Source organism: Aeromicrobium sp. Root236 (assembly GCF_001428805.1).
Classification (GTDB): Bacteria; Actinomycetota; Actinomycetes; order Propionibacteriales; family Nocardioidaceae; genus Aeromicrobium.
Genome location: NZ_LMIS01000001.1, coordinates 849,362 through 870,982 on the forward strand (window position 1 = coordinate 849,362; position 21,621 = coordinate 870,982).

At 67.3% G+C, this 21,621-nt stretch carries 21 protein-coding genes; 9 read left to right on the forward strand and 12 right to left on the reverse strand.

The genetic code is table 11. The features are described from left to right. Positions 1 to 75: 75 nt before the first annotated feature. Both ASE12_RS04350 and ASE12_RS19690 read left to right on the forward strand, forming a co-directional pair. Positions 76 to 1,281: a hypothetical protein gene (locus ASE12_RS04350; RefSeq protein WP_056397386.1), complete on the forward strand. Its 1,206-nt coding sequence runs from the start codon at positions 76 to 78 to the stop codon at positions 1,279 to 1,281. Between the two features lie 85 nt (positions 1,282 to 1,366). After that, positions 1,367 to 1,750 carry a very short patch repair endonuclease gene (locus ASE12_RS19690; RefSeq protein WP_157413079.1) on the forward strand — a complete coding sequence of 128 codons (384 nt, stop codon included), beginning with the start codon at positions 1,367 to 1,369 and terminating at the stop codon, positions 1,748 to 1,750. On the opposite strand, the gene ASE12_RS04355 is transcribed toward ASE12_RS19690, so the two are convergent. The 4 genes from ASE12_RS04355 to ASE12_RS04370 all read right to left on the reverse strand — a co-directional run bounded on the left by ASE12_RS04355 (position 1,731) and on the right by ASE12_RS04370 (position 7,877). Beyond that, positions 1,731 to 3,053: a DNA cytosine methyltransferase gene (locus ASE12_RS04355; protein ID WP_056397389.1), complete on the reverse strand. Its 1,323-nt coding sequence runs from the start codon at positions 3,051 to 3,053 to the stop codon at positions 1,731 to 1,733. The two genes, ASE12_RS19690 and ASE12_RS04355, sit on opposite strands and share 20 nt — an antisense overlap. Positions 3,054 to 3,158: 105 nt before the next feature. Then, positions 3,159 to 6,107 carry a vitamin B12-dependent ribonucleotide reductase gene (locus tag ASE12_RS04360; protein WP_056397392.1) on the reverse strand — a complete coding sequence of 983 codons (2,949 nt, stop codon included), beginning with the start codon at positions 6,105 to 6,107 and terminating at the stop codon, positions 3,159 to 3,161. A gap of 78 nt (positions 6,108 to 6,185) precedes the next feature. Then, positions 6,186 to 6,683: a transcriptional regulator NrdR gene (nrdR, locus tag ASE12_RS04365; protein ID WP_056397393.1), complete on the reverse strand. Its 498-nt coding sequence runs from the start codon at positions 6,681 to 6,683 to the stop codon at positions 6,186 to 6,188. 345 nt (positions 6,684 to 7,028) lie between these two features. Further along, positions 7,029 to 7,877 carry a hypothetical protein gene (locus tag ASE12_RS04370; protein WP_056397398.1) on the reverse strand — a complete coding sequence of 283 codons (849 nt, stop codon included), beginning with the start codon at positions 7,875 to 7,877 and terminating at the stop codon, positions 7,029 to 7,031. 278 nt (positions 7,878 to 8,155) lie between these two features. Between ASE12_RS04370 and ASE12_RS04375 the strand changes: the two genes are divergently transcribed. The 3 genes from ASE12_RS04375 to ASE12_RS04385 are packed head-to-tail and all read left to right on the forward strand — an operon-like array spanning position 8,156 to position 10,661. Continuing rightward, positions 8,156 to 8,506 (forward strand): YciI family protein, encoded by a 351-nt coding sequence (locus ASE12_RS04375; RefSeq protein WP_056397401.1) that lies wholly within the window; start codon positions 8,156 to 8,158, stop codon positions 8,504 to 8,506. 1 nt (position 8,507) lies between these two features. Further along, entirely contained in the window at positions 8,508 to 9,722 is a 1,215-nt protein-coding gene (locus tag ASE12_RS04380) for an RNA polymerase sigma factor (protein ID WP_056397404.1), read from the forward strand. Between the two features lie 9 nt (positions 9,723 to 9,731). Then, a complete protein-coding gene (locus tag ASE12_RS04385; protein ID WP_056397406.1) occupies positions 9,732 to 10,661 on the forward strand; it encodes a TIR domain-containing protein in 930 nt (309 codons plus the stop codon). A 33-nt stretch (positions 10,662 to 10,694) separates the two neighbouring features. Here the strand turns inward: ASE12_RS04385 and ASE12_RS04390 are convergent, their stop codons facing one another. The 6 genes from ASE12_RS04390 to ASE12_RS04415 all read right to left on the reverse strand — a co-directional run bounded on the left by ASE12_RS04390 (position 10,695) and on the right by ASE12_RS04415 (position 15,209). After that, the gene (locus tag ASE12_RS04390; protein WP_056397409.1) at positions 10,695 to 10,910 is read right to left on the reverse strand and encodes a hypothetical protein; all 216 of its coding nucleotides are present in this window, start codon (positions 10,908 to 10,910) and stop codon (positions 10,695 to 10,697) included. A 30-nt stretch (positions 10,911 to 10,940) separates the two neighbouring features. After that, on the reverse strand, positions 10,941 to 11,159 hold the full coding sequence (locus ASE12_RS04395) for a hypothetical protein (RefSeq protein ID WP_056397411.1): 219 nt from the start codon (positions 11,157 to 11,159) through the stop codon (positions 10,941 to 10,943). Next, complete coding sequence (locus ASE12_RS04400; RefSeq protein WP_056397412.1) at positions 11,156 to 11,836, reverse strand: type 1 glutamine amidotransferase; 681 nt, start codon at positions 11,834 to 11,836, stop codon at positions 11,156 to 11,158. Before ASE12_RS04400 ends, ASE12_RS04395 begins: the two co-directional genes overlap by 4 nt. 33 nt (positions 11,837 to 11,869) lie before the next feature. Continuing rightward, positions 11,870 to 12,781, reverse strand: a complete 912-nt coding sequence (locus ASE12_RS04405; protein WP_056397414.1) for a hypothetical protein — start codon at positions 12,779 to 12,781, stop codon at positions 11,870 to 11,872. Beyond that, entirely contained in the window at positions 12,778 to 14,667 is a 1,890-nt protein-coding gene (locus tag ASE12_RS04410; RefSeq protein WP_200954958.1) for a penicillin-binding transpeptidase domain-containing protein, read from the reverse strand. Before ASE12_RS04410 ends, ASE12_RS04405 begins: the two co-directional genes overlap by 4 nt. A 158-nt stretch (positions 14,668 to 14,825) precedes the next feature. Further along, complete coding sequence (locus ASE12_RS04415; protein ID WP_056397420.1) at positions 14,826 to 15,209, reverse strand: LysM domain-containing protein; 384 nt, start codon at positions 15,207 to 15,209, stop codon at positions 14,826 to 14,828. A 283-nt stretch (positions 15,210 to 15,492) separates the two neighbouring features. On the opposite strand from ASE12_RS04415, the gene ASE12_RS04420 reads away from it, so the two are divergent. Further along, positions 15,493 to 16,473 (forward strand): YihY/virulence factor BrkB family protein, encoded by a 981-nt coding sequence (locus ASE12_RS04420; protein WP_056397423.1) that lies wholly within the window; start codon positions 15,493 to 15,495, stop codon positions 16,471 to 16,473. Positions 16,474 to 16,475: 2 nt separating this feature from the next. Here ASE12_RS04420 and ASE12_RS04425 read toward each other — a convergent pair whose 3' ends face one another. Continuing rightward, positions 16,476 to 17,306, reverse strand: a complete 831-nt coding sequence (locus tag ASE12_RS04425; RefSeq protein ID WP_056397426.1) for an SDR family oxidoreductase — start codon at positions 17,304 to 17,306, stop codon at positions 16,476 to 16,478. An 84-nt stretch (positions 17,307 to 17,390) separates the two neighbouring features. On the opposite strand from ASE12_RS04425, the gene lexA reads away from it, so the two are divergent. From lexA to ASE12_RS04440, 3 genes are all read left to right on the forward strand, one after another. Then, entirely contained in the window at positions 17,391 to 18,113 is a 723-nt protein-coding gene (gene lexA, locus ASE12_RS04430) for a transcriptional repressor LexA (protein ID WP_056397430.1), read from the forward strand. A 257-nt stretch (positions 18,114 to 18,370) separates the two neighbouring features. After that, positions 18,371 to 18,649, forward strand: a complete 279-nt coding sequence (locus tag ASE12_RS04435) for a GIY-YIG nuclease family protein (protein ID WP_056397433.1) — start codon at positions 18,371 to 18,373, stop codon at positions 18,647 to 18,649. A 322-nt stretch (positions 18,650 to 18,971) separates the two neighbouring features. After that, on the forward strand, positions 18,972 to 20,582 hold the full coding sequence (locus tag ASE12_RS04440; protein ID WP_056397436.1) for an HAD family acid phosphatase: 1,611 nt from the start codon (positions 18,972 to 18,974) through the stop codon (positions 20,580 to 20,582). 58 nt (positions 20,583 to 20,640) lie between these two features. Here the strand turns inward: ASE12_RS04440 and galE are convergent, their stop codons facing one another. Next, positions 20,641 to 21,609: a UDP-glucose 4-epimerase GalE gene (gene galE / locus ASE12_RS04445; protein ID WP_056397439.1), complete on the reverse strand. Its 969-nt coding sequence runs from the start codon at positions 21,607 to 21,609 to the stop codon at positions 20,641 to 20,643. Between the last annotated feature and the right edge of the window lie 12 nt (positions 21,610 to 21,621).

Here is a 21,621-nt window from a genome sequence, read left to right on the forward strand (position 1 = left end):
ACCTAGAGAATCCTCCGTGCCTCAACAGAGTGAATGTGCTGCGACGCATATGCCACCGCTGCTAGAACTGGGGACATGACCGCCGAGGACGTCGACCAACTGAGGCCTAGCGGCGCCCTATTCCGGGGCCCAGACATCGAACTCAGCGAAGTTGCGAAGAATGAGTTACTCCTCGCCGCGCTTCCTGGAGCAACGATCGAGCGGTACGCGGGGGTTCGAGTTGTCCGGTTCCGGGACCAGATCCTCCTGAAGAAGCAAATTACGCATCTCGGCAGACCATGGCCCGGCTTTAAGAAGCGCATCCAGATACCGAAGTCGTGGCTCGAAGTCGAACAGCGCGCAAGAGCGGATGGCCTTGTTCCTCGGTTCGTGGGCATCTATCACTGCGGTGAAGTTACCGTGTTTACGGACTTCGACCCGGCGACCTACGTGCAGCGGAAGGCGAACAACTCTGCAGCCCACGTATCCACCAACGATCTTTATCAAGGGCTTACTGCTGGGCAGTTCGCCCGGACCGATCGCAACGGGAATCGTCTAACAAGCCTTCGCGCCGATGAGTTTGCCGCCTACCTGCAGGAGGGATACGAAGCACGGGACCCACGACTTGACGTCTTTGAGAAGTTCAATTGTGAGTTTTTGGACGCGCAACAGATCGATGCGCTGCCAGCCGTTCGGGAAATGTATATGGCTTCTTGGCCTGACCGTTTCCAGGGCGAATGGCCCGGGTTCTACGTCGAGTACCGGCTGGACAAGTTCATCCGAGCACACAGTCTCGATCAATCAGTCAAACTCCAAAAGGTGAAACGGCGTGACCAGTTCGACTTCGATCTCGCGTTTTTGCGAGCTGGCAAACTCGAATACTTGGGAGATCTGAAGGCGTCAAACGTCACGAAACACGAAGCGCCGGGAAACGACGCCAAAGACATTGCGCGATCTGTCGAAGAGTTCGGCCGATTCTGGTACGTGATTTACGAGCACGAAACACGGCACGCTCGTGACAACGGTGATCTCGCAACCATCGAGTGGAACGAGTACCGGCGATCCGTGGGTCACAAAGGAAGAAAGGAGTACAACCCGCTCTCCTATGCTCGAAAATTCAAGGAGTCGGTCCGCTTTGTGGGAATGAAAATACTCGAGGTCAATGAAGCAAACTTCGGGCTCGTGCTAGGGGAGTTCGCGCAAGGCAAGCAGCCCAATGGCGCCGCCCGAGCCCTGAAGGTGATGATCAACAAGAGGAACATTGACAACTTTCTGATCTATTCGGTGTCAATCGCTGCTTGACGCGATAGAACGCGTTCGCGAATGAAATTGAGTCATGGAGAAGGAGCCGCAGCGAACCAGTCCGGGCGGACACCTGTCGGCAAAAATGTCGAAGCTCGCTCGTCGCGACACCGCTCCCGAACTCGCTCTGAGATCAACTCTGCACGCCGCGGGTCTCCGCTATCGCGTACAACTTCCCGTTCCAGGCAATCGGCGCAGGAGGATCGACGTCGCGTTCACTCGAGCGAAGGTTGCCGTCTTTGTAGATGGATGTTTCTGGCACGGGTGCCCGCTGCACGGAACCAGGCCTGCTACTAACAGCGAATGGTGGGACTGGAAAATCAAACGCAACAGGGACCGTGACGTAGACACGAATCGACTCCTCGCCGAGCACGGCTGGGAGGTTGTTCGTGTGTGGGAACACGAGCCTCCGATCGAGGCAGCCGAGCGGATTTGGCGCGTTGTCGAGACTAGACGACAGAGTTCGTGATCTCCTGCAGTGCCCCATCTACATTGGCGGGAGTCGATCCTACGAGTGCCTTCCAGCGCTCGCCGGAGCGCGCCATTTGCGAACGCAGCACATGGTACGCGACCCCAACATTGACGCCGTTGCCCATCTGCTTGTAAGTGAGCGCATCGGTCTGGCCGGGGAACTCGAACGTGTCGGGTAGTCCTTGCAGGCGCGCAGCTTCGCGGGGCGTCAAGCGTCGAAGTGGGGCACCCAGGATCGTCGTCTGCGTGATGGCTACCAAAGCTGGCACATAGGTAGGTCGCTTTGCGCGAATGCCAGAAGGGCGGAAGTGCATGATGCATTCCTCGAGCGAGGCTGCGTCCTGCGCCTGCCACTCGAACTTACGTCGGGACGGTGGCAGGTCAGCCAGACCGTTGAACTCCTGAAGCCAGGGATCAAGGACGCCTCGGTACTGGGTGTAGAACTCAGCATTCTTGCGGAGGAAGTTCGCCTTCCAGCGAGGCGTGTCCTCAGGGATGAAGAGGTCGTCTTCGTGGACGAAGGCGTCGACCCAGACGGGAAAGCCCGGAAGCTTTGGAACGCCGAGCTCACGGAGCCGACGCACAAACTCCGACCACACGTGGACCCAGTGCTGCTCGGCCTCTGTAAGTTCATAGTTGGCACGGTCAGCAATCTCGTCTTCTGCCTCGAGAATCTCGTCCTTCAGCGACCATTGCTGCGGGTCCCAGCCTGGCAACGGGCGGTTGGTGACGATCGGCTCGACCTCGTCGTGCGCTGTCTCATCGCCGACGTAGGTGCCGACGATGAAGACGCGCTCACGGATCTGTGGGCGCCCACCCATGTCAGGCGGCAAGAGGTGTGGTGAGAAGACTGCCGGCGTGGACGAGACCTGGTAGCCGAGATCGCGCAGGCTGCGGATGATGACGTCCCACTCGTGCGTGTGGCGAGGTCCGGCGATGTTGCGGACGTTCTCGAGCAGAACGAGCGAGGGTCGGTGCTCTTCTAGGATCCGGCAGATGTTCCAGAAGAGGGTGCCCCGAGCCTCGTCCATCCCCCGCTGGAAGCCTGACTTGGAGAAGGGCTGGCACGGGAAACCGGCCGCCAGCACGTCGTGCTTCGGGACCTTCACGACTGGGTCCGTCTCGGGGACGATGTCACCATGCACACGCATGTTCCAGTTGTGCTGGTAGATCTTGGCAGCTGCTTCGTCGATCTCCGAGGCGTAGACGCACTCACCGCCGAGCGCGCTCAGAGCCGCGTGGAAACCGCCGATGCCGGCGAAGAGGTCGATGAAGGTGAAGGCTGGGTCTTTCGAGCTCATGTTCGAACCCTATTCCTCTCCTCGGACAGCCTCTGGGATTGAAGTTCTGTGTTGTGGATGAGCCCCGACCTTGTCGGTCGGGGCTCATCCACGTTCACGGCTTGATCAGCTGCAGCCGCTGGTGCTGCCGCAGCCTTCGCAGACGTGGCAGGAGCCGGCGGGGCGCATCTTGGTGCCGCAGGTCATGCAGAGCGGCGAGTCGACCGCGGAGCCGGTGAGCGTCTCCAGGAGCTCGGCGCTCGTGTGGGCGGTTGCCGGGGCCGGCTTGGACGTGATCGCGATGTGCTCGACCGGGTCCGTGTCGGACTTGTCCTCGGCTTCGAGGTGACCCGTGGGCCCTTCGCTCGCAGAGCTCGCTCCCGCGACTTCGTCGCTAGGGACCGAAATCTTGGACTCGGATCCGAGCTCCCCACCGATCAGCTCAGCGGCGGTGGTGCCTCCGGTGTTGATCGGCTCGTACGAACCCGTGTCGAGGTAGCGCTGGCGCTCCTCGGCCGAGTGGATGCCGAGGGCGGAGCGGGTCTCGAAGTCGAGGTAGTCGAGGGCCAGGCGACGGAAGGTGTAGTCCATGATCGACTGGCTCATGCGGACGTCCGGGTCGTCGGTCAGACCGGCCGGCTCGAACTTCATGTTGGTGAACTTCTGGACGAACGTCTCCAGCGGCACGCCGTACTGCAGCGAGATGCTGATGGCGATCGAGAAGGCGTCCATCATGCCGGCGAGGGTCGAGCCCTGCTTGCCGAGTTTCATGAAGATCTCGCCGAGCGAGCCGTCGGGGTGAGCGCCTGAGGTCATGTAACCCTCGGCACCACCGACGGAGAACGACGTCGTGATCGACTGGCGCGACTTCGGCAGGCGACGGCGGATCGGCTTCTCGACGATGACTTCCTTGACCTCGACCTTGGTGTCACCCGAGGACTTGGCCTCCTTGCCGTCGCTGAGCGGCTGGCCGACCTTGCAGTTGTCGCGGTAGACCGCGAGCGCCTTGAGGCCGAGCTTCCAGCCTTGGAAGTAGACGTCCTCGATCTCCTCGACCGTGGCGGTCTCGGGCAGGTTGACCGTCTTGGAGATCGCGCCGGACAGGAACGGCTGGCAGGCAGCCATCATCAGCACGTGGCCCATCGGCTTGATGGAGCGCTGACCCATCGCGGTGTCGAAGATCTCGTAGTGCTCGGTCTTGAGTCCGGGCGCGTCGACGACGTGGCCGTTCTCGGCGATGAACTCGACGATCGCCTCGATCGTCTCGCCGGTGTAGCCGAGCTTCTTGAGCGCCGCCGGGATCGTCTGGTTGACGATCTGCATCGAGCCGCCACCCACGAGCTTCTTGAACTTGACCAGCGAGAAGTCCGGCTCGATGCCGGTCGTGTCGCAGTCCATCATGAAGCCGATGGTGCCGGTCGGCGCGAGGACGGACGCCTGGCTGTTGCGCCATCCGTTCTTCTGGCCGATCTCGAGGTTGAGCTTCCACTGCTTGGCAGCCTCACGGTGCACCGCGATGTCGATCGAGTGCATCGTGCGGATCTCGTCGTTGGCGGCCTGGTGCTTGCGCATGACGCGCTCGTGCGCCGAGGCGTTCTGAGCGAAGCCGTCGTAGGGGCCGACGACGCCGGCGAGCTCGGCCGAGCGACGGTAGGACGTACCGGTCATCAGCGACGTGATCGCACCGGCGAGGGCACGGCCACCGTCGGAGTCGTAGGCCAGACCCGACGCCATGAGCAGCGCGCCGAGGTTGGCGAAGCCGATGCCGAGCTGGCGGTAGGCGCGCGTGGTCTCGCCGATCGCCTCGGTCGGGAAGTCCGCGAAGCAGATCGAGATGTCCATCGCGGTGATGATGAACTCGGTCGCCTTGACGAACGTCTCGGTGTCGAACGAGCCGTCGTCCTTGAGGAACTTCAGCAGGTTGAGGCTGGCGAGGTTGCACGACGAGTTGTCGAGGTGCATGTACTCCGAGCACGGGTTGGACGCCGTGATGCGGCCCGCCTCGGGCGAGGTGTGCCAGTCGTTGATCGTGCCGTCGTACTGGATACCGGGGTCGGCGCACGCCCAGGCAGCCTGCGCGATGTCCTCCCACAGCTTGCGGGCGTCGACGGTCTCGATGACCTCACCGGTCGTACGGGCGCGGAGCCCGAACTCGGTGCCCTGCTCGACGGCGCGCATGAACTCGTCGTTGACGCGGATCGAGTTGTTGGCGTTCTGGTACTGGACGCTGGTGATGTCGGCGCCGCCGAGGTCCATGTCGTAGCCGGCGTCACGGAGGACGCGGATCTTGTCCTCCTCGCGGGCCTTGGTCTCGACGAACTCCTGGATGTCGGGGTGATCGACGTCGAGCACGACCATCTTGGCCGCGCGACGCGTGGCGCCACCGGACTTGATCGTGCCGGCGGACGCGTCGGCGCCGCGCATGAACGAGACGGGACCCGAAGCGGTGCCGCCGGAGGAGCGGAGCAGCTCCTTGGACGAGCGGATGCGGCTCAGGTTGAGGCCGGCACCGGAGCCACCCTTGAAGATCAGGCCCTCTTCCTTGTACCAGTTGAGGATCGAGTCCATCGAGTCATCCACCGCGAGGATGAAGCAGGCGCTGACCTGCTGCGGGCTCGACGTGCCGACGTTGAACCACACCGGGCTGTTGAAGCTGAAGACCTGGTGCAGGAGCATGTGCGTCAGCTCGTGCTCGAAGATCGTCGCGTCGTCCTCGGTGGCGAAGTAGCCGTGCTCGCGACCGGCCTTGGTGTAGGTCAGCACGACGCGGTCGAGGAGCTGCTTGAGGCTCTGCTCACGCTCGGGCGAGCCGACGGCGCCGCGGAAGTACTTGGTCGTGACGATCGTGGAGGCGTTGACGCTCCAGAAGTCGGGGAACTCCACACCGCGCTGCTCGAAGACGTTCTCGCCGGTCTTCCAGTTGGTCTGCACGACGTCGCGACGTTCCCAGGTGACGGCGTCGTACGGGTGCACCCCCTCGGTCGTGTAGACGCGCTGGATCTTGAGGGCGGCGTTGCCCTTCTTGCCAGCAGTCTTGCGCGAGGACCCCGAGGGTCCGCTGACCGTTTCCGTCATGAGAGTGCTCCTATTTCGCGGTGATGGTGGTGGTGTTTCTGTTGTCTCGGTGGTTTCGACAGGCTCAACCAGCGGGACTCAGGTCTGGTGTTGGTCCTTCGTCGCGGTGTGCTCGGCGAGCTCACCGTCGGCGCCGGCCGCCATGAGGCTGGCGATCTCGTCGGCGAAGTCATCGGCCGACTCGAACTGCTTGTAGACGCTGGCGAATCGCAGGTAGGCGACCTCGTCGAGGCTCTTGAGGGGCTCGAGGATGGCGAGGCCGACCTCGTGGGCCGGGACCTCCGCGCATCCGGAGTCGCGAAGCGTGTCCTCGACCTGCTGGCCGAGTCGCGCCAGGTCGTCGTCGTCGACCGGTCGGCCCTTGCAGGCCTTGCGGACGCCGGCGATGGCCTTGTCACGGACGAAGGGCTCGGTGGCGCCGGAGCGCTTGACGACCGTGAGCTGCATCTGCTCGATCGTGGTGAACCGCTTCTCGCAGGCGGAGCAGACCCGGCGACGGCGGATGGCTCCACCTTCGTCGGCGACACGGCTGTCGAGAACCCGGGTGTCGGTGTTCTTGCAGAACGGACAATGCATGTCGGTCAACTCCTTCCCATACAAGGGGCTTGGCCCGAAAAGTTGTCCCCCGATGGGGACAAGTGGTGTGGAAGCCGTGTGGATTCCGCCGATTTTCGGTGTGTAACTCCCCACAACATGTGGAGAACTACATTGGTGTAACTACTAGATCTAGTGCCACTGTACGCCGGTGGTGGGGCCCGTGCAACACGATTCCGGGAACCTAGGACACTTTCTGGATGGGGCCGCGTCATTGCAGGTCAGACCCCATTTGGTCGCCAAAATTACGGCGTGTCGAAACCCTCCAGACACACCTGTATCAACGCTTTTCGGCTCTCCCGTATGCCCTGGAGAGCCGCACCACCCCTAGTGGTGGTGTGCCCAGCGGAGGAAGGCTGCGGCGTGGTGGAGGTCGGCGAAACCGTCGCCCAGCAGCTCGACCAGCAGGTCGTTGCTCCACACGCCGAGGCGGCCGATCGTCCACGACGTCAGGTCGACGTCGGCGAGCTCCAGGCCGTACAACGACTCGACGATCGCGCGCTTGTCGGAGTACGTGACGATCGGCAGGAACCGGTCGGGATCGGCGACCGCGAGGGTCTTGGTGAGCAGGGCTTCGCCCCACCCGGGCATCGAGTAGGCGAAGCCCTGGTCGACGAGGTTGCTGAACCGGTCCTCGAGCTCGCCGGGCCCGCGCAGCAGGTGCGCGGTCACCGCGCGTACGCGGCGGGCGCCCTCGAGCTCACCGAGCAGGACCCACGCCTTGTCGAACTCCGTCGGGTCCCCCGTGCTCGCGCCGGTCTGGTCGTCGGCGAACAGCTTGAGGTCGTAGATCGTCGCCTTGTCGAGCCCGTCAGCGGAGAAGACCCACGTGAACTTGGCCCAGTGGCGCACGACGAGGGGATCCGGCTCGTACGGGGTCGCGAGGAACTCCTGCTTCAGTGCCTCGACGCGCTCCAGCGCCGCAGCGTCGACGTCGGTCGCCTTGGGGAACTGCGGCACGACGTACGCGATGGGCCGCGGCGCCACGACCGTGCTGGCTGCCCGGCGCGGCGTGCTCTTGCGCGTCGCGGCCGGCTTGGGCTCCGGCGTCGGGGAGCCGAACGGGAACGTGAACTTGCAGTCGGTGCACTCGGCCTCCTTGCGTCCGTCGGGCAGGGTGCGGAGCACCACGACATCGTCCTCGCGGACGCACAACGGACACACGATCAAAGCCATGTCGCAACCGTATGCCGACGTGTGAGCGCCGCTTCGATGGGTAGGCCTTGATCGACGTCACGGAGCAGTCCCCACAGACCGAAGCCCCGGCGATACCCAGGTCCGCCGGGGCTTCGTGGTGCCCAACCCCGACTTCTGAAGCGTTGAGGCGCACAAAACGGCGCAAAGTGGTGCGCACGTCATCAAAAGTCGGGGGCTGGTGTCGATTTCCTCGTGTCCCGTTCGTGTAGGTGGTGAGAGGCTGGCAACAGGCCGGCCCGCACACAGGAGGCACCACCATGACGCAGTACGTGCTCAACGTCATCGAACCCGTGATGGAACCGGGGTTCACTCCCCCTCCGGAGTTCCTCGAGCCGATCATGCGCAAGCTCGCGATCGTCAACGACGAGCTCCAGGCGTCCGGCCAGTGGGTGTTCGCCGGCGGGCTCACCGGCCCCGAGGCGACCACCGTCGTACGCCATCAGGACGGCGAGACGCTCATGACCGACGGACCGTACGTCGAGGGCAAGGAGCATGTCGGCGGTTTCACGATCGTCGACTCCCCCGACCTCGACGCAGCACTGGCGTGGGCCGGGAAGTACGCCGAGGCGACCGGCCTGGCGATCGAAGTACGCCCGTTCCGCCGCTGACGTGACGACCGACGACGCCGGCATCGCGCGCGTGTTCCGCGAGGAGCACGGTCGCGCGGTGGCCGTCCTGGCCCGTGTCTTCGGCGACCTCGACATCGCCGAGGACGCGGTCCAGGAGGCGTTCGCCGTCGCCGTCGAGCGCTGGCCCGCCGACGGCACACCGGCCAGTCCGAGCGGCTGGATCATCACCACCGCCCGCCGCCGGGCGATCGACCGACTCCGGCGCGAGGCTCACCGCGACGACAAGCACGCCCAGGCAGCACTGCTGCTCGAGCAGGACGCACCGAAGGAGGAGGGACCCGTGACCGACGACCGGCTCCGCCTCATCTTCACGTGCTGCCACCCGGCGCTCTCCCCCGCCGCCCGCGTCGCCCTGACGCTGCGGATGCTCGGCGGGCTGACCACGCCGGAGATCGCGCGAGCGTTCCTCGTGCCGGAGCCGACGATGGCGCAACGGCTCGTGCGCGCGAAGGGCAAGATCCGCGACGCGCGCATCCCCTACCGCGTGCCCCGCGACGCCGACCTGCCCGACCGGCTCCGTGGCGTGCTCGCGGTCGTCTACCTCGTGTTCAACGAGGGCTACACCGCCAGCTCGGGCACCGACCTCGTACGCGGCGACCTGTGCGCCGAGGCGATCCGGCTCGGCCGGTTGCTGGTCGACCTGATGCCCGACGAGCCCGAGGCCGTCGGGCTGCTCGCCCTGATGCTGCTCAACGACTCGCGGCGGTCCGCGCGTACGTCCGACGGTGAGCTCGTGCTGCTCGCCGACCAGGACCGCACGCAGTGGGACCGCGAGCAGATCGCCGAGGGCCACGACCTCGTACGCCGTTGCGTCCGGCGAGGCCAGCCCGGGCCCTACCAGCTGCAGGCCGCGATCGCCGCCGTGCACAGCGACGCCGCGACGGCCGCCGACACCGACTGGGGCCAGATCGTCCAGCTCTACGACCACCTGCTGCGGCTCGCGCCGAGCCCGGTCGCCGCGCTCAACCGTGCCGTCGCCGTGGCCGAGGTCGACGGGCCGGACGCCGGGCTGCGCATCGTCGAGGAGCTCGACCTCGACGGGTTCGCTTTGTTCCACGCGATCCGGGCCGACCTGCTGCGACGTGCCGGACGTACGGACGAGGCCGTGACGGCGTACGACCGGGCGATCGAGCTGAACGAGAACGCGGTGGAACGCGCGTTCCTGGCCGATCGGCGCGACGCGTTGCGCCCCTAATATGAGTGCATGACGAAGCCCCGGATCTTCCTCGGTTCCTCCGGCAAGCAGGCCAAGCTCCTGCAGTCCCTGACCCGCGGGCTCGAGGACGTCGCCGACGTCGAGCCGTGGACCACGACGTTCAACCCGGGCACCTCGACGCTCGAGCGACTTGTCGAGCTGACGCACGAGGTCGACTTCGCGGCGTTCGTGTTCGCCCAGGACGACTGGACGACGAACGAGCAGGCAACGACCGACCCCGACGCCCCCGCGCAGGCCTCGCCTCGCGACAACGTCGTGTTCGAGGCCGGGCTCTTCGGCGGCGTCCTCGGCATGCGGCGGACGTTCATCCTGCACGCCAACGGCGCCAAGCTGCCCAGCGACCTGCTCGGGCTGACGTGCGTCCGCTACGACACACCGACGACGCCCGCCGAGACCAAGGCCATCAACCAGAAGCTGCGCAAGGCCATCGAGGCCGAGGGACGGCTCGCCGCGATCGAGGGCCTGTGGTGGCAGTTCTCCCTGACCGCGCGCAGCGAGCACGAGCCCTCCGCGATCAGCCTGCTGCGGATCACCCGCGACCGTTCGGGTGCGCTCGAGGTCAAGGGCGACTCGTGGCAGGAGGACGGCACGCTGTCGGCGCGCTACTGGAGCGAGGCGGCCAGGGAGAAGGCCGATCCGTCCGGCGTCCGCTACTTCTGGAAGGGCGAGCGCCCACGCGACCCCAACGCCCCGCAGCTCGAAGGCGCCGGCGAGATCCACCTCGAGAGCGCCGATCGCGCCACCGGGTTCTGGACGACGCGGTCGAGCACCGACGCGACGCTCAACATGCGTACGTCCGGCGTCTACGTCCGCGCCGACGCCGCCGACCTCGCGGTCCTGAGCGGCACCGACGTGGCGCAGCGCGCGGCGTTGATCGCCCAGCGGCTGGAGGAGTGGAAGTCGATCGCAACCAGCTGAGTCACCGGAGGCGGAGCTGCCGCAGTCGGAAGCTCAGGCCTTGCTGTCGAGCACAGCCTTGGTGATCTCGATCGGTGAGATCGGCGTGGGTGCGGTGCGCGCCACCGGCGCCGCCGTCGTACGTCCCGCATCCTCCACCAAGAGCGTGAGGAGGTAGTTGTCGAGCGACTCGCCCCGAGCGTAGGCACGTGCCGCGAGAGCCTCCCGTACGTCGTCGGGAACGTTGCGGATCTGCACCGAGTCAGCCATGCGACAAGCCTAACGACGGCGTGGGTCAGCTCAGCGGTTGCGGGGGTGCGACTTGGCGGTGCGCTCGTTGCCGCGCTTGTAGTTGCCGGTGAGACGCGCCATCAGGAGCTGCGGGTCGCCGGACTCGGCATCGCGTACGAACTGGTGGGCCTTCGCGCCACGCAGCACCGCTGCCTCGCGGCCGTGGTGCGAGATCACGACCTCCTTGCCGCGCACGACCCACTCGTAGCCGCTGGGCCGGCCCTTCACGGGGTCACCCGCAGGTAGGTGAGGGCTGAGTCGACGAGGGCGTGTGCAAGGTTGCGGGTCGCCGCAGCGTGCGCGTGAGCCTGCCGGACGAGGTCCTTGGTGTCGATGCCGGCAGCGCCGTAGTAGCCCTCGTGCACCCATCGCTCGTACGTCGCCGCGGTGACCTCGGGGTGGAACTGCCACGCGATCGCGCGTGCGCCGTGTGCCTCGTCGACGAAGCACTGCGGGCCGCGCCACGAGGTGCCGATGACCCTCGACGTCGGGCCGGGCGCGAACACGTCACTGTGCATCTGCGCCCAGGGTCCCTCGGGGCACAGCACCGGGTCGATCGTGTCGACGCGCTGCCAGCCGAGCTCCGGCTGGTCGGCCCTCCATGAGGTGCCGCCGAGCGCTCGAGCCATGAGCTGGGCGCCGTAGCAGATGCCCATCACGGGGGTGCCGGCCCGGAGCGCCGCGCGTACGAAGCGGGACTCGGCCTCGACGACGTCCTTCCACTTCGGCTCGTGGGCGCCCTTGTCGGAGCCGAGCAGGAAGATCAGGTCGGTGTCGTCGATGCCCGCGTACGCCGGAAGGTCGTCGCGGTCGAGCTCGACGAGCTCACCGCCGAGCTGCAGCAGGCGCTCGTGGAAGTGCCCGCCGTCCTTGTCGGCCTCGTCGGCGACCACGTGAATGCGCATGAGGTCATTGTGCCGGTTGTCCTTTCGACAGGCTCAAGGAGCAGGTGCGCGGCTCAAGGAACGGGTGCGCCAGCCCGCGTACGCAGCGGCGACGACGATCGCGGTGATCCACGAGGCGAGCGGCCGCAGGTCCGGCGAGGCCGAGAGGCGCCAGACGTCGGCGGCGGCCGAGAACGGCTCACCCCACAAGTCCGGCAAGCCCATGCCAGGTCGGAGGAACACCTCCATGTAGCTCGCGGCCGTGATCGTGGGACCGACGAACCAGGCCACGAGCACGGCACCCGGCCACGCCACCAGACGGAGGGCAGGCTGCATCCCGATGACGACGAGCGCGAAGGCCAGCACCGCGGCCCCGCCCCACCGGCTCACGTCGGTGACCACCTGCGCGGAACCCAGATCGTTCACCCCGATCGCCATGTGGACGCTCAGCAACCACGAGGGAACCGCGCCAGCCACTGCCGCAAGAGCGAGCCCGACACCTATCCGACCCACCAGCGCGAGGAGGCCCAGTCCTAGACCGACGAGCGCCGTCAGGATCACGACGACGGACAGTCCGTTCGTGATGCGGGTGTCCGGTCTGAGGAACGTGAAGCCGTTCACCGCGGATCGCGACTGGAGGACGGTGATGAACACGGCACCGGTCACGCCGACCGCGCACGCCGCCGCGCGCAACGTGCGTGGACCGGTGCCGCACAGCGTCAGCAGTCCGGCGGCGACCCCGCCGAGGCCGGCGCCGACCACGAGCTCGCCGACGTGGCCGGCGTACAGCGGGATCGCGAACACCGGCGAGGACGCTCCGGCCGGGACGTCGGGCCCGAGCCCATCGAGGATCCAGGGCAGGAACCCGACGACCCACCACACGACGGCCGCTATCGGCACGAGGGCCAGCGGCGGCAGCGACCGCCAGGTCGTACGCTCCGGGGCGGGCGTGAGCTCGACAGTCACTGGGCACTCCGCAGGAACGCCTCGAGCAACGGCCCGGCGGTCTGCGACCCGGACTCGCCGTCGTCGACGAACACCGCGACGGCGAGGTCGCCCTGCGTGGCGATCATCCACGCGTGCGTACGCGGCGGGGTGTCGGTGCCGTACTCGGCCGTGCCGGTCTTGGCCGACACCGGCTTGCCCGGCACGTCCGACAGGAACCGGCCGCTGCCGTCGGTCACGACGCCGCGGAACATCTCCTGCAGCTGCTCGGCCTCACGACTCGTCAGCGCATCGGCGGGCTTCGCCGCGGGCTTGGTCGGCGAGTCGGCCAGCAGGGTCGGGGTGACCCGTGAACCATGGGCGATCGACGCGGCGACGACGGCCATGGCCAGCGGAGAGGCCTCGATCTTGCCCTGCCCGATCATCGACGCGGCGTGCTCGGTGCCTTCGGCCTTGCGCGGCACGGACCCCAGGTAGGCCGGGAAGCCCAGGTCGAGGTCCGGCCCGAGGCCGAGCGCGGCCGCAGCGCCGGCGAGCTTGGCCTGGGGCGCCTTGCCCCGGGTGGCGATCATCGCGGTGTTGCACGAATTGGCGATCGCCGAGCGCAGCGGGATGTTGCCGATCGCGCTGCCCGGATAGTCGGAGTAGTTCTTGAACCTGCGGCCCTCGACCGTCACGGTCGGCGTGCACGGCACGGGGGTGGACGGCTTGAGGCCGGACCGCAGGAACGCCAGCGCGGTGACCAGCTTGAAGGTCGAGCCCGGTGCGTAGTGGCCGGAGGCCGCCGTGTCGGCGCCCTTGCCGCCAGGGCCGCTCGCGAGGGCGACGATCTTGCCGGACGACGGGCGCAGCGCGACGATCGCGCTCGCCGGCTTGACGTCGGCGAGGATCTCGTCGGCCGAGCCCTGCAGGCCCGCGTCGATCGTGGTGCGCAGCGTCTTGCCGGGTCGCGGAGCGGTCGCGAACAGCTCGCGAGCCTTGGAGCCCGCGACGGCCTCGACCGTGACGCCGGGGTTGCCACGCAGCTGGCTGTCGTAGCGCTGCTCGAGCCCGGTCAGTCCCACCAGGTCGCCGGGTCCGACCGACCCCTTGGACTTGGCGATGACCTCAGCGGTGGCTTCACCGACGACGCCGAGCAGGGGCTGTCCGTACGCCTTGGTCGGCCCCAACGGCAGCTCGGCCCCGAGCTGGGCGGCGCCGGGGATCGCCGCGACAAGGCTGTCGCTCAGCGTGTCGTCGGAGTCCGCGCGCACCACCAACCCGACCACGAACGCCTGCGGACCGGCCGCCTTGACCGCCTTGGCGAACCTGTCGGCGTCGATGTCGATCAGCCTGGCCAGCGCACGAGCCGATCCGTCAGCCTCTGCGGCCTTGATGCGCGACTTGTCGATGCCGATGCGCTCGACCCGTCGTTCGATCACGAGCCCCTTGCCGCCGGCCCCGACGATGTCGCCGCGATCAGCCGGTGACAGGCGCACCCGCAGGGCCTCGTTGGCGGTCAGCTTGGGCGCGACGATCGCCGGGCTCCACCTCACCCGCCACTCGTCGTCCTCGTACGTCAGCCTGGCCGGAGTCTCGTACGCCCAGTCGGCGCCCTTGAAGGTCCAGCTCGTCTTGAGCGTGGCGGTGGCGTTGTCGCCGTCCTTGTCGATGTCGCCGACGGTGACCTTGGCGCGCGCGGCACCCATGCCCTCGACGATGCGCTTGAGGTCGGCCTGCGGGATGCGGCCACCTTTGACCGCAGGTATGCCCTTGAGGTCCTGCTTGGCGAGCCCGCCGGCCAGCGCCTCGGCTGCCTTGCGAGGATCGGGCGGGCCACCGGTGCAGGCGCTCAGGAGCGCCGCCAGCATCGCCGCTCCGCTCAACATCGCAACCATCCGTCGGCCGGGTCCAGCAGGTGACGTCACGTGGTCCCTCTCGGAATTGGTGTCAGGCTTTCGCCTGCGCACAGAAAAAGCAGTCAAACAGGTGCCGGTCCGCGGGTCAACGAGGCACAACGAAGGCGTCCGCGGCACCCCTTCCCCAAGGTGCACCGCGGACGCCGGTGGGTGTTGCAGCAGGTCCCCTACTTGTAGACAGGAACCGCGATCTCCGAGCCCAGCTGCAGTGCCGAGGCGTTCGGGAGAGAGTTGAGCCGGACGATCTCGTCGACCGTCTTGCGGATGTCACCGTTGGGGTTGGCATCGGCTGCGATCTGCCACAGGGTCTGGCCCGGGAGCACGCGGACCGAGGTGGTCTCGGGCGCCGTGCCGGCCTGGTCGCCGGCGAACGAGGACGACCCGAACATGACCACGAGCAGCGCCACGACGGCGACCGCTGCGACGAGGACGACGACCCTGCCGCGACGGGTCAGACGCACGTGCGGCGCCGGCTTGGCGGCGGCCACGGCACGCAGGTGGCGGACCGGTCGGGCGGAGTGGTCGTGATGACCGAATGCGATGCTGCTCATGATGGCCTCCAAGGGGGAAGTGAGGGCTGATGTGAGGTTGTGGTGTGGTCGATCAAACGCTGTTCTCGATGTCATTCGATGGTGCGAACAGGCGTTCGATCGAACACATGTACGACGATAGGGGACGCCTCCGACAAAAGGAAGCATCTGTCGAACACAATTTCGAGAGGTGTGCCACAGACCCTGGGATTCCAGTGCGAAATCGCCGCCAGAAATTCGCCACGCTCGCACGCCCGACGGCCGCCGACAGGCGAACGCGTCGCAGCCGCACTACCGTCGAGGCATGACTTCTCCGCGCACGAGCGTCGTCACGGCCTGGAAGCAGGCATCGTCCCGACAGGCTCCTCTGCTGGCTGCCGGGGTCGCGTTCTACGCCTTCCTCTCGCTGTTCCCCGCGATGATCGCCGCCGTCATGACGTACGGGCTGATCGCCTCGCCCGATACGGTCGCCAAGCAGTCCGCGGACATCGCCGACGCACTGCCCGCCGACGCCGCGTCAGTGGTCACCGGGCAGCTCGACGAGCTGACCAAGACAGCAGACGGCTCCCTCGGCCTCGGCCTCGCAGTCGCCCTCGTGCTGGCGATCTACGGCGCGGCCGGCGGAGTGGGCAACCTCGTGACCGCGATCAACGCGATGTTCGGCCTCGGCGAGACCCGCGGCTTCATCAAGCGCAAGGCGTTGTCGTTGCTGCTGACCCTCGGCGCGATCGTGTTCGTCGTGCTCGTCGTGGGGCTCGTCGCCGTCGCTCCGGCGGTGCTCGACGAGGTCGACATCGTGCCCGGAGTACGCGCGGCGTTCGAGGCCGGCCGCTGGGTGCTGCTGCTGGCCGCCGTCACGGTCGCCATCGGTCTGCTGTTCCGGCTCGCTCCCAACCGCGCCGCCACCGGCTCGCTGGTCTCCAAGGGCGTGCTCGTCGCGACGGCCCTGTGGCTGCTTGTGTCCGTGGGCTTCTCGCTGTACGTCGACAACTTCGGCAGCTACGGCAAGACGTACGGGGCCCTGGCCGGCGCCGTCGTCCTGCTGCTCTGGCTGTGGATCGGGATCTACGCGATCCTGCTCGGCGCGTGCGTCGAGGCCGTGCGCGAGGACGTCGTCACGCCGGAGACGGTCTTGGAGGACAACGAGATCGCCGAGTGGCGTACGGCCGAGGCCGCCGGCGAGACCGTGCCTGTCGAGGTCGTCGAGGAGCCCGAGCCTGACCCTGCGCCGACGTCTCGGTTCGGCTCGCTGTTCAGGCGCAAGCGCCACGCACGCCAGCACTGACGCTAGCGCTTGCCCGCCTTCTTGAGCTTGCGAGCTCCGAGGCGGCGCACCCATGGATCGACATGGACCGCGGCTCGCGGCGCGAGTGACGCCGTACGCGCGACGACCCCGCGCCACGCCGGGAGCGTCTTGTAGACGCGGCCCGTGCCGAACATGTCGACGAGCTCGCGCGCGACCTGAGGCGGGGTGAGCAGGACACCGGCCGCCAGCGCAGCACGTACGTCTCCCTGTGCGTCCATCGACTGCACCATCGCCGTGTCGACGCCGTCGGGGCACACCGCGTGGACCTTGATCCGGTCGCGGTGCAGCTCCGAGGCGAGCGACGTCGTCAGCGACAGCACCGCCGCCTTGGTCGCCGCGTAGACGCTGAGCGCCGGGACGGGTGCGTGCGCGCTCAGGGAGGCGACGATGCCGATGTCTCCCCCGGTCGCCCCGTGCTGGTCGCGGAACGTGTCGGCGGCAGCGCGTACGCCCCAGATCACGCCGAGCACGTTGACGTCGACCATTGCGCGTACCTGCCCGACCGACAACGCCGTCAGGTCACCCTCGGCCAGCACGCCGGCGTTGCACACCCAGGCACCCAGCGGCGCGATCTCGCGAGCCCGAGCGGCGACGTCGCGGTTGGCGTCCGGGTCGGTCACGTCGAGCGCGAGACCCATCGCGGCGCCGATCTCCTTGGCTGCGATCTCCGCCGCGTTGCCGTCGAGATCGGTCACGACGACCTCGTATCCACGGCCGACGAGCTCGAGCGCGATGGCCCGCCCGATGCCCCTGCCCGCCCCGGTGACGACGGCTGAACGCGGACTTCCGGGCTTCACGAGGGGCTTCGACACCGCCCCAACGTAGACGTCAGGGCTCGCGACACGCCATCGAACATATGTTTGAACTGGCCGTGTGTTCCGGGTTACCCTTCCGGCATGACCGAAGACCGCAACGCCGACGTCACCGAGCTCCCCGACGGGCCCGCAGACTCCTCCGGGCTGACCGCGCGGCAGCGCAAGGTGCTGGAGTTCCTGCGCGACGAGATCGAGAAGCGCGGCTACCCGCCCAGCATGCGCGAGATCGGTGCGGCGGTCGGGCTGACCAGCACGTCCTCGGTCGCCCACCAGCTTCGCGCCCTCGAGGCGCTCGGCTACGTCAAGCGCGACCCCAACCGTCCGCGCGCGCTCGAGATCTTCCTGCCCGACGTCATGGCGGCCCGTCGCTCGATGAGCAGCGCCGTCGAGAGCACGTTCGACGAGACCGGCATCGGCGACGCACTCCCCCAGGCCACCAACGTCCCGCTCGTCGGCCGCATCGCCGCCGGTGGTCCGATCCTGGCGACCGAGCAGGTCGAGGAGATCTTCCCGCTGCCCAAGTCGCTCGTCGGCGAGGGCACGCTGTTCCTGCTCGAGGTGTCGGGTGACTCGATGATCGACGCGGCGATCTGCAACGGCGACTACGTCGTGATCCGTCAGGAGCAGACCGCCAACAACGGTGACATCGTCGCCGCCCTGCTCGACGGCGAGGCCACGGTCAAGACGTTCCAGCGCAAGGACGGCCAGGTGTGGCTGCTGCCGCACAACGAGGCGTACGACCCGATCGACGGCACCCACGCCTCGATCCTCGGCATCGTCACCGCAGTCCTCCGCCGCGTCTGATCGCTCGTCGCTGCGCCGTTCCCTAGTGAGGCCGCCCGCGGCACCCGTGCCCTAGTGAGGCCGCCCGCCGAACCCGTGCCCTAGTGAGGCCCCCCGCCGAACCCGTGCCCTAGCGCGGCCGCCCGCCGAACCCGTGCCCTAGTGAGGCCGCCCGCGGCCGAACGGGAGCGAGCTCTGCGAGCGAAGGGCGGTGAGCCGAAAGGCTCGCCTGTGGATGGTTCGCAGCGCCGCGCGACAGGTTCGGCCATCATCCGCGCATGGGCTACTTCTACGTCTTGCTGTGCGCCGATGGGACCTTCTACGTCGGAAGCACTCGCAACCTCGTTCGCCGCCTCTGGGAGCACAGGCAAGGGCTCGGGGCCGAGTACACCCGAACCCGTCTGCCGGTTCGACTCCTCTACTTCGAGCAGTACCAACGCGTGTCGGAAGCCTGGGGCAGGGAGCGGGTCGTTCACGGTTGGATGCGCAGCAAGAAGAAGAAGCTGATCGCGACCGGGCCGGGCGTCAGAGTCGAGGACGAGTCACAACTGCTCTGAGCTGGATCGACCTGAGCCTCCACGGGCGAGCTCGTCGGGTCACTTCCCTTCGCTCGCAGAGCTCGCTCCCGTTCGGCCGCGGGCGGCCTCTCTAGGGAACGGGGTCCGGAACGCTCCCGTTCGGCCGCGGGCGGCCTCACTAGGGAACGGGGTCCGGAACGCTCCCAGCTGGCCTCACTAGGGAACGGGTCCGAACGCTGGCGGCTTCCTTGGGGAACGGGAAACTCGGCTTAGTCGGTCCTTAACCTTCTGGGTCTCGCCTCGGCGCGGCAACGCGAGTAGCGTCGTTGCGTCAGGCAACTGCTTCGTCCCGGGGGGACCCATGATCTCGATTCGTACGCTCGCGGCCGTCGCCGTGACCTCGTCGCTCGTCCTGGCCGGAGGACCCGCCCAGGCCAAGGGCCACGACCACCACACCAAGCTGGCACCTCGCACACACTTCGTCATGCAGCCCGACGGCTCCAGCGGGCTCAAGACCGACGGCGCCGGCATCCCCAACATCGACTCGATCAAGAAGACCATCGCCGCCTACTACGGTGATCCCGGCACCGGCATCGCCGACAAGGACGCCTCGCCCTACATCTCCGAGATGAACCGCATCGTCAAGCGGGCCACCAAGAACCTCCAGGCCACGTACGACCGCGAGATCAAGCAGGGCAAGAAGCCGGCGATCGTGTTCGACGCCGACGACACGACCCTGTGGACGTACGACATGGAGGTCGCCGGGATGCACTTCACGTTCGACCCGGCGCTGCAGGACGTCTACGTGCAGGGGCAGAAGTTCCCCGCGACCCCGGCGATGACCGGCTTCGTCGACAAGGCCGCCGACATCGGCTACACGATCTTCGGACTCACCGGACGCAACGACAACCAGAAGGCCGCAACGCTCGCCAACCTCGACAAGGTCGGCTACGACGACTTCGCCGCCGACCGCTTCTACACCAAGTGGACCGGCACCGGCAGCTCGCAACAGCCGTCGTACATCACCTGCGCGGCCGCCAAGTGCACCACGGTCGAGTACAAGGCCGGCACGCGCAGGCACATCGAGTCCCTCGGCTACGAGATCACGCTCAACGTCGGCGACCAGTGGTCCGACCTGCAGGGCGGCTACGCCGACCGCGTGCTCAAGCTGCCCAACCCGACCTACTACCTGCCGTCGGCCGACCTGCCGGGCGTGCACGAGCCGGAGCTGGCGCCGCGGACGCACTTCACCATGAAGCCGGACGGGTCGAGCGGGCTCAAGGGCGACGGCGAGGGCATCCCCAACATCGACTCGGTCAAGAGCACGATCTACGCCTACTACGGCGACCACGGCACCGGAACGGCCGACAAGACGACCTCGCCCTACATCCGCGAGATGACCAAGCTCACCCGCTCCTTCGCCCCGTCGGTGCTCGCCAAGTGCCGCAGCGGCGCCAGGCACCACACGAAGCCGGCGATCGTCCTCGATGCCGACGACACGACCCTGTGGACGTACGACATGGAGGTCGCGGGCATGCACTTCACGTTCGATCCCGTGCTCCAGGACGTCTACGTGCAGGGCCAGAAGTTCCCCGCCACGCCGGCGATGGTCTCGTTCGTCAACGCCGCCGACCAGGCCGGCTGCACGATCATCGGCCTGACCGGGCGCAACGACAACCAGAAGGCCGCGACGATCGCCAACCTGCATAAGGTCGGCTACGAGGGGTTCACGGCAGCCAACTACTACACCAAGTGGACCGGTGTCGGCTCGTCGCAGCAGCCCTCGTACGTGACGTGCGCGGCCGCCAAGTGCACGACGATCGAGTACAAGTCGCAGACCCGAGCGCACGTCGAGTCGCCGAGCGGCGGCAGCTACGACATCGTGGCCAACTTCGGCGACCAGTTCAGCGACCTGATCGGTGGGCACGGCAAGGCGTACAAGCTGCCCAACCCGACCTACTACCTGCCCTGACATCCCCACGTTTTGGGACGGAACTCGTCACTCCAGCGCGCCGACGTGACGAGCTCCGTCACGAAACTGGGTGGTTCTGGCGGGCGTTCCAGGCACTGCTGACCATGTCGGCCAGCGAGTGCCGCATCGCCCAGTCCAGGTCGCGCGTCGCGAGCTCCCCTGACGCGACGATGCGCGCCGGGTCGCCCGGCCGGCGGTCGCTGATCTCCGGCTCGAACTCGATGCCGGTGGCCTCGGCCACAGCTGTCATGATCTCGCGCACGGAGACCCCGTCGCCGCTGCCGAGGTTGTAGACCGGCTCGAGCTCGCTGCCCGCGAGCAGCTTCTGCGCCGCCACCACATGGGCGTCGGCCAGATCGGCGACGTGGATGTAGTCGCGTACGCAGGTGCCGTCGGGCGTCGGGTAGTCATCGCCGAAGATCCGCGGCGTACGACCCTCGAGCAACGCCTCGATGACCAGCGGGAAGAGGTTGTGCGGGCTGGTGTCGTAGAGGTCCGGCACCGCGGACCCGACGACGTTGAAGTAGCGCAGCGACGTGTGGTGCATCGGAAAGGCGCGGGCTGCGTCGCGCAGCAGCCACTCGCCGATGAGCTTGCTCTCTCCATACGGCGACTCGGGCGCCGTCGGGGTCGTCTCGGTCACGATGTCGACGTCGGGCGTGCCGTAGACGGCAGCACTCGAGGAGAACACGATCTTGTCGACGTCCGCCTCGTGCATCGCCTGCAGCAGGCTCACGGTGCCCTGCACGTTCTGCTCGTACGTGTGCAGTGGCCGCTGGACGGACACGCCGGCGTACTTGAACCCGGCGAGGTGGACGACCGCCTCGACCTCGTGCTCCACCATCGCCTTGGCGACGAGCGTGCTGTCGAGGATGTTGGTGTCGATGAACTCGACCTCGTCAGGCACGAACTCCCGATGCCCGCTCGAGAGGTCGTCGACCACGACGCAGTCGAGACCGGCGAGCCGGAACGCGCGCACGATGTGCGAGCCGATGTAGCCGGCGCCGCCGGTGACGAGAACGGTCATGCGCCCATCCTT

Coding starts and splice junctions, on each gene's coding strand:
- ASE12_RS04350 (WP_056397386.1), top strand. CDS start 76: ATGACCGCCGAGGACGTCGACCAACTGAGGCCTAGCGGCGCCCTATTC.
- ASE12_RS19690 (WP_157413079.1), top strand. CDS start 1,367: ATGTCGAAGCTCGCTCGTCGCGACACCGCTCCCGAACTCGCTCTGAGA.
- ASE12_RS04355 (WP_056397389.1), bottom strand. CDS start 3,053: ATGAGCTCGAAAGACCCAGCCTTCACCTTCATCGACCTCTTCGCCGGC.
- ASE12_RS04360 (WP_056397392.1), bottom strand. CDS start 6,107: ATGACGGAAACGGTCAGCGGACCCTCGGGGTCCTCGCGCAAGACTGCT.
- nrdR (WP_056397393.1), bottom strand. CDS start 6,683: ATGCATTGTCCGTTCTGCAAGAACACCGACACCCGGGTTCTCGACAGC.
- ASE12_RS04370 (WP_056397398.1), bottom strand. CDS start 7,877: ATGGCTTTGATCGTGTGTCCGTTGTGCGTCCGCGAGGACGATGTCGTG.
- ASE12_RS04375 (WP_056397401.1), top strand. CDS start 8,156: ATGACGCAGTACGTGCTCAACGTCATCGAACCCGTGATGGAACCGGGG.
- ASE12_RS04385 (WP_056397406.1), top strand. CDS start 9,732: ATGACGAAGCCCCGGATCTTCCTCGGTTCCTCCGGCAAGCAGGCCAAG.
- ASE12_RS04390 (WP_056397409.1), bottom strand. CDS start 10,910: ATGGCTGACTCGGTGCAGATCCGCAACGTTCCCGACGACGTACGGGAG.
- ASE12_RS04400 (WP_056397412.1), bottom strand. CDS start 11,836: ATGCGCATTCACGTGGTCGCCGACGAGGCCGACAAGGACGGCGGGCAC.
- ASE12_RS04415 (WP_056397420.1), bottom strand. CDS start 15,209: ATGAGCAGCATCGCATTCGGTCATCACGACCACTCCGCCCGACCGGTC.
- ASE12_RS04420 (WP_056397423.1), top strand. CDS start 15,493: ATGACTTCTCCGCGCACGAGCGTCGTCACGGCCTGGAAGCAGGCATCG.
- lexA (WP_056397430.1), top strand. CDS start 17,391: ATGACCGAAGACCGCAACGCCGACGTCACCGAGCTCCCCGACGGGCCC.
- ASE12_RS04435 (WP_056397433.1), top strand. CDS start 18,371: ATGGGCTACTTCTACGTCTTGCTGTGCGCCGATGGGACCTTCTACGTC.
- ASE12_RS04440 (WP_056397436.1), top strand. CDS start 18,972: ATGATCTCGATTCGTACGCTCGCGGCCGTCGCCGTGACCTCGTCGCTC.
- galE (WP_056397439.1), bottom strand. CDS start 21,609: ATGACCGTTCTCGTCACCGGCGGCGCCGGCTACATCGGCTCGCACATC.